The sequence below is a fragment of the Stieleria sedimenti genome (assembly GCF_025060895.1).
In the GTDB taxonomy this organism is placed as follows: domain Bacteria; phylum Planctomycetota; class Planctomycetia; order Pirellulales; family Pirellulaceae; genus Stieleria; species Stieleria sedimenti.
Genome location: NZ_JANZKV010000271.1, coordinates 1 through 8,598, shown reverse-complemented (window position 1 = coordinate 8,598; position 8,598 = coordinate 1). Strand labels below are relative to the sequence as shown.

Here is an 8,598-nt window from a genome sequence, read left to right as displayed (position 1 = left end):
ATGTAACGATAAGTAAAGTCAAAACTCGGAGGGAGAAATCTTACGCAAGTGGTCCAAGCCACAGCGGCCGTAAATCGCTCCTCACGAACAACCACAGTCCATTCTAATGGAACTGTATTTTCGTTATACGAGCGGCCGGGCATTGTGGCGCCCGCCCGAGGCCTTACGGCCAGCGGCTCACCATTGACTCAGCAGATCCCGACTCAATCGACAGCCCGCGAGCCCTCCGGTGTTTTGGCAGAGATGCAGAACCGGAGGGCTCGCGCCCTGCCGCTAAAACCTCACGAAACACATGGGGAAAATGCTTCACAGCGTTGCCCGCTGGGGTGCCGCTGGCGAACCAGATGACTGCACTTTTCTGTCCCCTCACACCGAAAAAGACTGATTGACACCTCGTCACCTAGCGATATATTGGTTAGTGATTGCGGAAGCATCGACAACGAACTCCCCGACGCATCGTGAAACCGAGGAAAGTGATGATTCGACAAAGTTGGCTTGGAATTCTGGCATTGGCGATCTGTGGCTTGGCATCCCACCCCGCCCCGGCTCAGTTCGGCGGACTCTTTGGCGGTCCCAAGATCGAAACGATCAGCACCGACGATTTGCAATCGTTGCTGAACAAGCAGCGGCAAGCCGCGGCCGACGCGAAAGCTTCCGGGGGCGAAGCACCCCAGGCGGACTTTGTGGTGGTGGACGTGCGTTCCGACGCCGAAGTCAACGTGTCGATCATTCCCGGAGCGATCACCAAGCAGCAGTACGAAGCGAACCGCCAGGACTATCAAGGGCGGACGGTGATTCCCTATTGCACCGTCGGCGGCCGTAGTGGTGCCTACGCCAAACAGCTCGCCGCCAAGGGCATCAAAGTCAAAAACTACAAAGGCAGCATCTTGAAATGGATCGATGCCGAACTGCCCTTGGTCACACTCGATGGCGAACCGACCAACCGCGTGCACACCTACAGCGATCGATACAAGATTCCTTCGAAGTACGAACAGGTCACCCAGTGAACCCCTCACCGGCCAACGGCCCGTTGAAAAACATCGTCCTGCTGGGCATCGGCCACACCAATGCCCACCTGGTCAAACAGTGGATCAGCGAGCCGATCGCCGGCTGTCGATTGATTTGTATCAGCAAGTTTCCCACGGCGACTTACTCGGGGATGCTGCCTGGCACGTTGGGTCTGCAATTCAGCGAGCAGGAGATGCGAATCGACTTGGCGGCCTTGGCTCATCACGCCGGTGCAGAGTTGATCATCGCCGACACCCGGGGTATCGATTTGGATGCCGGGGAGCTTCACTTTTGCGATCGCGATCCGATTCCGTTTGATGTCCTGTCCATCGGAGTCGGGTCGATGCCCGTTGGCTGGGAGCAACATTCCCATTCGAGGTTGTTGGTCCCGATCAAGCCGATGCAAACGTTTCTGCAGCGGTTGGAGTCGCACCTGAGCGACCAAGCGATGAACCCGTCAACAGACGATAACACTCCGTTGCGGGTCGCCGTAGTCGGTGGCGGCGTCGCAAGCGTCGAAATCGCGTTTTGTCTGCAGCAGCGGTGGCAACAACGCGAGCGAGAGATTGAAATTGAGATCTTTACCAGCAGTCCGCACGTGGCCGACGGGATGCCGATGCGGAGCGTGCGTTCCATCGAACAACTGCTCCGGCAACGTGGGATCACGGTGCACCGCGGTCATCGCGTCGATGCGTTGACCGACACGGCGCTCCGCACCGATGACGGACAGTCCTATGGATCCAATGGTGTCATTTGGGCGACCGGTGCCGCGGCGCCTCCCGTGCTCGCCCGCCTCGGGCTTCAAACGGACGATCGTGGATTCATCGCCACCTCCAAAACCTTGCAATCGCTTTCGGACGAGCGGATCTTTGCCGTCGGCGATTCGGGGACGGTGATCGAATCACCGTCTCCCAAAGCGGGCGTGTATGCCGTCCGGCAATGTCCGATTTTGTGGCACAACGTCAACGCGTTGCTGAACCGGGGCGTGATGCAGCGTTTCGAGCCACAACGTGACTTTTTGAAACTACTCAACACCGGTGATGGGAAAGCCATGCTGCAGTACGGCTGGTTCACCGCGCATGCCCGTTGGTGCTGGCGACTGAAGACGTGGATCGACAAGCGTTTTATCAGCGAGTACCAGTTCGATTCCGACTTTGATGGCAGATCAAAAAAACAAACCGTGGACGATCCTTCAGAGGAGCCCCTGTCGTGCAGATGAAATTGATTCGTAAATGGTTCGCCACCTTCGGTCGAATCGGCATGATCGGCGGCGGCCTGTTGCTGTTGGTGGCGATCATCGCTTGGCTCTCAGGCATGTTCGAAGACAAAGTCCAGCCGGGCTGGACGGGCCGTGGAGTTCCCAAACACACCGACCAGCCCACCGACGTCGTGCATGAGATCGAAAAGCCGTACATCGAAGAGGCGATCGGAACGCTCAAGGCGTCCAGCCGAACCGTCGTCTCGTCCAAGTTGCTGGCGACGATCACCGAGATTCGCGTCACGGCGGGCGATCAGGTCCAGCAGGGACAGGAACTGATCCGTCTGGACAGCAAAGAATACGAAGCCCGACTCGACCAGGCCAAGCGGGCACTCGAAGCCACGACTGCCAATCGTGAGCAAGCCGAAAAAGCGTTCCAGCGTGCCACGACCCTGCAACAACAAAACGCGTTGTCGCGATCCGAATTCGATTTGGCCCAACGTGATCTGCAGGTGGCCACCGCGAACGAATTGCAAGCCATCAAGGCGATCCAAGAAGCCGAGGCGTTGCTTTCCTACACGGTCATCAAGGCCGCCAAGAACGGTCGGATCGTCGATCGGACGGCCGAACCCGGAGACATCGCACGTCCCGGCGAGCCGATTCTGACGCTGTACGATGCGACCTCGCTGCGGCTGGAAGCGCCGGTGATGGAACACCTGGCGGTGAAGCTCAACGTCGGCGATCGCCTGGGCGTGTACGTCGACGCACTCGATCGCGAATACGATGCCACGATCGACGAAATCGTTCCCCAAGCCGACGCGCCCAGCCGTTCCTTTCTGGTCAAAGCCAGTTTGCCCAAGTCGGAAGAGTTGTACGAAGGGATGTTTGGACGCCTGCGAATCTCTGCGGGTGAACGCCGGCACTTGTGTTTGAACACCGACGCGTTGATCCAGGTCGGGCAACTCGACTTTGTCGACGTCGTGCTTCCCGATGGAAACATCGAACGCCGACTGGTCAAAATCGGACAACTCGGCATGCCCGGCCGCCAGGAAGTGCTCAGCGGGATTGAAGCCGGCGAGCGGGTGGTGTTGCAAGCCGGCGATGCGGACGCGGGAGGCACCGAGCGATGACCAATGACGGCGACGAAGCAAACGCCCCCGACACCCCGCTGATGACCCGGATCGTCGAGATCTTTTTACGCGGTGATGTCGCGATCCTGTTGATCGGGATCTCGCTGTTGCTGGGCACGGCCGCTTTGTTTTTGACACCCCGCGAGGAGGAACCGCAAATCGTCGTGCCGATGGCCGACGTGTTTGCCTCCGCCCCGGGCTTGTCGGCCGAAGAAGTGGAACGCCAGGTGACCGATCGGCTGGAAAAGCTGTTGTATCAAATCGATGGCGTTGAATTTGTCTATTCCATGTCCCAGCCCGGTCAATGCGTCGTCACGGTGCGTTTTTACGTCGGTGAAGATCGCGAGGACTCGCTGGTCAAGATTTACAACAAGATCAATTCGTCGACCGACAAGATTCCGCCGGTCGTCGAGTCTTGGGTCGTCAAGCCGATCGAAGTCGATGACGTGCCGATTGTGATCGCGACGCTCTGGTCGGATCAAACGCAGCGTTACGGCGACCACGAGCTTCGTCGGATCGCCGAAGAAGTCCAGCACGAACTGCAGGCGATTGCCAATACGAACCGCGTCGAAGTGGTCGGCGGACGACCCCGCCGCATCTCTGTCAACTTGGACGCCCAGCGGTTGGCCGCCCACCGGACGTCGCCGCTGCAGGTCGCCCGGGCGCTGCAGGTGAGCAACGTCACGGCCCGCAACGGCAGCTTTGAACAACAGAACACACAATTCAATGTCGAAACCGGCACCTTCATCCGCAACGTCGCGGAGTTGGAGGAGATCGTCGTCAACGTGGCCGGCGGACGACCGGTGTATCTGAAGAACGTCGCAACGGTCGTCGATGGGCCGGCCGAAGCGGACAGTTACAGCTGGATCGGGTTCGGCGCGGCGGATCAATCGTACGGGGATCGGACCGAACTGTATCCCGCCGTCCACATCTCGGTGGCCAAACGCAAAGGTTCCAATGCCGTTCGAGTGGCCAACGCAGTCGAAGCCAAACTGGACGAACTGAAAGCGTCGCATTTGCCCAGCGGAACGCATTTCCGGGTCACACGGGATTACGGCGAAACTGCCAACGAAAAAGTCAACGAACTGATCGAAGGGCTGGTCGTGGCCGTGCTGACCGTGGTCGGGTTGATCGGTTTGACGATGGGGTGGCGTCCGGCGCTGGTGATCGCGCTGGCGATCCCGGTCTGCTACAGCCTGACCCTGTTCGTCAATCTGATGGTCGGCTATTCGATCAACCGCGTCACGATGTTCGCGTTGATCCTGGCGCTCGGGTTGTTGGTCGACGACCCGATCACCGACGTCGAAAACATCGCTCGCTACTTCACGATGAAGATCTTTCCGCCCCGCAAGTCGGTCCTGCGCGCCGTTCAAGAGGTTCGTCCGGCGTTGATCTTGTCGACGCTGGCGATCATCGTCAGCTTTCTACCCCTGGCATTCATCACCGGCATGATGGGGCCGTACATGGCGCCGATGGCGCTCAACGTCCCGCTGACGGTCACCGTTTCGACGATCGTCGCGTTTGTGATCACGCCCTGGCTGGCGATGGTTTCACTGAAACAACTGAACCATTCAGGCGATCAAAACGAAGCTTATGATCTGACGACCCGCCCCCTGTATCGTCTGTCCCGTTTCGTGCTCACGCCGATCCTTTCACGCGCCCTCTACGCCTGGGGTGTCTTGTTGGGCATCGCGTTGCTGTTTGTCCTTGCGCTGATTCCGCCCGTGTTTCGCTGGGTGCCCGTGAAGATGCTGCCGTATGACAACAAGAACGAATTCCAGGTCGTCATCGACATGCCCGAGGGGACGACGCTGGAACGGACCGATGTGGTCGCCCGCCGGATCGGTCGATTCCTCGGCGGCCTGGCCGAGGTCAGCGATTATGAATTGTTCGTCGGCACGGCATCGCCGATGGATTTCAACGGATTGGTCCGGCATTACTTTTTGCGTCAAGGTCCAAACGTGGCCGACATTCGCGTGAACCTGTTGGCCAAAGAACAACGCGTTCAACAATCCCACGAGATCTTGCTTCGCATCCGTGATGAAGTCACCGAGTTGGCCGAATCGATGGGCGCGACTCTCAAGCTGGTGGAAGTTCCCCCGGGACCGCCGGTGTTGTCCACGATCACGGCCGAGGTCTATGGGCCGCCTGATGGAACCTACGCACAGCAGATCGACGTCGCACGCAACGTGATGGGCCGATTGAAACAGGAACCCGGCGTGGTCGACCTGGATGTCAGCGCCGAAGACGATCAAATCCGTTTCGTGTTCGAAACCGATAAACCGAAAGCGGCCTTATCGGGGATCTCCACCGAAACCATCACCCAGACGGTGGCGACTGCGCTCAGCGGCAACCGGGCGACGGTCTTGCATCTGCCGCAGGAGGTGGAACCGCTGTGGATCGAATTGAAACTACCCCGGGCGAACCGATCGGCACTGGATGATTTGGAAGAGATCTATGTCCAGGGAGAGGGCGGGCAAATCGTCCAGCTCGGTTCGCTCGGCCGGTTTCGCGAAACGCTGGAAGACAAGTCGATCTATCACAAGAATCTGCGCCGCGTCGTTTACGTCTACGCCGAGGTTGCGGGCCGACCGCCGGCCGACGCGATCATGGACGTGGAGTGGGATCGGCGGCCGCTGTCGGCAGGTGATGCCGCAGCGGCGGACGACGCCGGCGGCGAACCAAGACCCGTCGGCCGACGTTCCTGGGTTTCACTCGGCGGTGGCGTCCCCTGGTCCGTTCCCGACGGCTATCAGGTCGAGTGGGCAGGTGAAGGGGAGTGGGACATCACGCTGGATGTGTTTCGCGACCTGGGCTTGGCGTTCGGCGCCGCCTTGATCGGTATCTTCGTCGTGCTGATGTTCCAGACCGGTTCGCGGACGCTGCCGTTGTTGATCATGTCGGCGATTCCGTTGTCCATGATCGGCATCATGCCGGGTTTCTGGGGTTTGAATCTGATCATGAATCAACCCGTCGGCGGTCACCCCAATCCCGTGTTTATCACCGCCACGGCGATGATCGGGATGATCGCCCTGGCTGGGATCGTGGTGCGAAACTCTGTCGTCCTGATCGACTTCATTCACCTGGCGCAGGCCGAAGGATTTGGGTTGGAAGAATCGATCATTCGCAGCGTCGCCGTCCGCACCCGACCGATCTTGTTGACCGCCGGCACGACGCTGTTGGCCAACTGGGTGATCACGTTGGACCCGGTGTTTTCCGGATTGGCCTGGGCCATCATCTTTGGAATCCTGACCTCCACGTTTTTCACCCTGATCGTCATTCCCGCCGCCTACTGGCTGATCTATCGCGGCGAAACACCCTCCACTTCAACAACCGCCGAGGAGCTTTGACATGCAAGGGCTGATGCAACCCTGGCCCTGGTGGCTTTCGGGGATCCTGATCGGTTTGACCGTTCCGCTGCTGTACCTGTTGGCCGGCAAAGCGTTCGGCATTTCGACCAGTCTGCAAGAGATCGGTGCACTGTGTTCCCCCCACAGCAAACTGGAATACTTTGCCAAGTTCGATCGCAAAGCCAATCTGTGGACAATCGTGTTCGCCGTCGGGATCGCGATCGGGGCTTTCGTTGCCACCCATTTTTTGTCCGCGGACCCGAAACCCTTTCTGCCCGCCTCGATGGAAAGTGTTTCCGGAGCGATCAAGTTACTCATCGGCGGATTTTTGATCGGGTTCGGAACGCGCTACGCGGGCGGTTGCACGTCGGGCCACTCGATCACCGGCATCTCCAACTTGAATTGGCCCAGCGTGTTGGCGACGGTCTGTTTCTTTGCCGGCGGGTTGGCCGTGACCTGGGGACTCGGCGGGTGGTTGTTCTAACGAGGAGATTATGATGGAAACGACAACGGAAACAAACGACCGACAACCGCGCGGGCAAGCCAAACAAGCGACCTCTCCAGCCGCCTACCTGATGGTGCTGCTGATGGGCGCCTACTTAGGGATCCTGTTTAGCAAGAGCGAAGTGGCACACTGGCAACGGATTCATGACATGTTTCTGTTTCGTGAAGCCCACATGTATTTGATCATCGTGACGGCCATCGTGGTTGCGATGTTGTCGATGCAGATCATCAAACGATTCCAGATCCGGTCGATCGAAGGAAAGCCGATCAAGTACTCGCCCAAACCCTATCAAACCGGTGTCGTCATCGGTGGCATGTTGTTTGGCGCCGGGTGGGCGATCACGGGCGCCTGCCCGGGGCCGATCTATGCCCAAATCGGAGGCGGCCAGCCGATGGCGCTGTTCACGCTGGTCGGCGCGCTGCTGGGCATGTTCAGCTATGCGGCCCTGAAACCGAAGTTGCCGCATTGATCCAACCTGGGCGTGTCAGGCACACCTGCTGTGCGATAAGGCGCAGTCGCACCGCCGTTTCCTCGGCGTGGTTTTGGTCGGGCAGGGAACCGTCGGCTGGTGTCAAACGGCTGATCTTGGTTTGACATCAGCCGGTTCGCGGCGGCGTCCGGACGTTTCAATCGACCTCGAAGGCCCCGTTCCGGCACGCTGTTTGCCCTTGCGTGCACCCCAAACCGAGGCCGCCCCCTAACCGTCCAGGTCTCACCGAACTCAAGCGGAGGAACGGGCAAATGACGCAATCGAGTGAGCGATCGGAAATCGAAGCGATCAAGCGAGTGATCGCCGAAGGCGGAGCGATGGACTACGTCGACGTCGTCGACGCAGTGGAAAAGCGTTTTCACATCAAGACATCGGCGGCAACGGTGGAACAAGTCCACCATGATCTGGTCAACGCCGCCGAAGAGGTGGGCGAACAGGTGGGCGGAGCTGGCGATCAATTCAGTCCGAGCCTGGGCGTTTCGATGACCGCACACCTGCCCTCGGACTCTGGTGCCGGAGCGTCTGAGGCGGGCACGACAGCCGATCACATGACATTGGCGATGCAATTCGTCAAATCGGTGGGGGGATTGAACCGAGCCAAGAGCGCGTTGGCGGAGCTGGAGGCGATGCTTCGACGCTAGCGTTGCGCGTCCGCAACTCAATCGATAGTTAGCGGCAGGGCGCGAGCCCTCCGGTCTGCGTGTCACCGGACGGCTGGCGGGCTGTCGATTTAGTCGGGATCTGCTGAGTCAATGGTGAGCCGCTGGACGTAAGGCTTCGGGCTGCGTCGCAGTGCCCGGCCGCTTACGCGTCGCGGCTCACAAAATCGACAGCCCGCTCAATCGATAGTTAGCGGCAGGGCGCGAGCCCTCCGGTCTGCGTGTCACCGGACGGCTGGCGGGCTGTCGATTTAGTCG

7 protein-coding genes are annotated in these 8,598 nt (G+C 59.5%); all 7 read left to right on the top strand.

Annotation, left to right across the window (positions count from 1 at the left end; genetic code table 11):
• Positions 1-476 precede the first annotated feature (476 nt).
• Positions 477-1,007 carry a rhodanese-like domain-containing protein gene (locus tag NZK35_RS29350; protein WP_259636092.1) on the top strand — a complete coding sequence of 177 codons (531 nt, stop codon included), beginning with the start codon at positions 477-479 and terminating at the stop codon, positions 1,005-1,007.
• Complete coding sequence (locus NZK35_RS29345) at positions 1,004-2,227, top strand: FAD-dependent oxidoreductase (protein WP_259636091.1); 1,224 nt, start codon at positions 1,004-1,006, stop codon at positions 2,225-2,227. Before NZK35_RS29350 ends, NZK35_RS29345 begins: the two co-directional genes overlap by 4 nt.
• The gene (locus NZK35_RS29340) at positions 2,224-3,336 is read left to right on the top strand and encodes an efflux RND transporter periplasmic adaptor subunit (RefSeq protein ID WP_259636093.1); all 1,113 of its coding nucleotides are present in this window, start codon (positions 2,224-2,226) and stop codon (positions 3,334-3,336) included. Before NZK35_RS29345 ends, NZK35_RS29340 begins: the two co-directional genes overlap by 4 nt.
• Positions 3,333-6,686 carry an efflux RND transporter permease subunit gene (locus NZK35_RS29335; RefSeq protein WP_259636090.1) on the top strand — a complete coding sequence of 1,118 codons (3,354 nt, stop codon included), beginning with the start codon at positions 3,333-3,335 and terminating at the stop codon, positions 6,684-6,686. The genes NZK35_RS29340 and NZK35_RS29335 overlap by 4 nt, the downstream gene beginning before the upstream one ends.
• 1 nt (position 6,687) lies before the next feature.
• A complete protein-coding gene (locus tag NZK35_RS29330) occupies positions 6,688-7,170 on the top strand; it encodes a YeeE/YedE family protein (RefSeq protein ID WP_259636089.1) in 483 nt (160 codons plus the stop codon).
• Between the two features lie 13 nt (positions 7,171-7,183).
• Positions 7,184-7,660 carry a YeeE/YedE family protein gene (locus NZK35_RS29325; RefSeq protein ID WP_259636088.1) on the top strand — a complete coding sequence of 159 codons (477 nt, stop codon included), beginning with the start codon at positions 7,184-7,186 and terminating at the stop codon, positions 7,658-7,660.
• Positions 7,661-7,932: 272 nt separating this feature from the next.
• Positions 7,933-8,322, top strand: coding sequence for a hypothetical protein (locus NZK35_RS29320; RefSeq protein WP_259636087.1), 390 nt, complete (start codon positions 7,933-7,935; stop codon positions 8,320-8,322).
• Positions 8,323-8,598: the final 276 nt, after the last annotated feature.

Excerpts from the sequence above, each read along its gene's own strand:
- NZK35_RS29350 (WP_259636092.1), top strand. The coding sequence starts at position 477 with ATGATTCGACAAAGTTGGCTTGGAATTCTGGCATTGGCGATCTGTGGC.
- NZK35_RS29340 (WP_259636093.1), top strand. The coding sequence starts at position 2,224 with ATGAAATTGATTCGTAAATGGTTCGCCACCTTCGGTCGAATCGGCATG.
- NZK35_RS29335 (WP_259636090.1), top strand. The coding sequence starts at position 3,333 with ATGACCAATGACGGCGACGAAGCAAACGCCCCCGACACCCCGCTGATG.
- NZK35_RS29330 (WP_259636089.1), top strand. The coding sequence starts at position 6,688 with ATGCAAGGGCTGATGCAACCCTGGCCCTGGTGGCTTTCGGGGATCCTG.
- NZK35_RS29325 (WP_259636088.1), top strand. The coding sequence starts at position 7,184 with ATGGAAACGACAACGGAAACAAACGACCGACAACCGCGCGGGCAAGCC.
- NZK35_RS29320 (WP_259636087.1), top strand. The coding sequence starts at position 7,933 with ATGACGCAATCGAGTGAGCGATCGGAAATCGAAGCGATCAAGCGAGTG.